General features: G+C 64.8%; 1 pseudogene. It reads left to right on the top strand.

Annotation, left to right across the window (positions count from 1 at the left end):
* Nucleotides 1-301, top strand: a pseudogene (locus ACRXB1_RS37590) (hypothetical protein); the annotation flags it as partial.

Raw genomic sequence — 301 nt, 5'->3', positions numbered from 1 at the left:
TGGCGAAGCGGAACTGGCGTCGGTGGACAGCGTGCTCGAAGGCGTGCGCGCTTACTTCCAGTACAACGTCGAGCGTGGATCTCGGCAACCGGTACCGCAAAGCCTGGAAACGGCCATCGATACCGCCCTCACGCGCATCACGCGCCGAGGCGGCGCGGTCCATGCCGAAGCCGATGGCGAAGCGGAACTGGCGTCGGTGGACAGCGTGCTCGAAGGCGTGCGCGCTTACTTCCAGTACAACGTCGAGCGTGGATCTCGGCAACCGGTACCGCAAAGCCTGGAAACGGCCATCGATACCGCC

The organism is Caballeronia sp. M23-90, from assembly GCF_053574605.1.
This window is presented reverse-complemented; position numbering and strand designations above follow the sequence as displayed.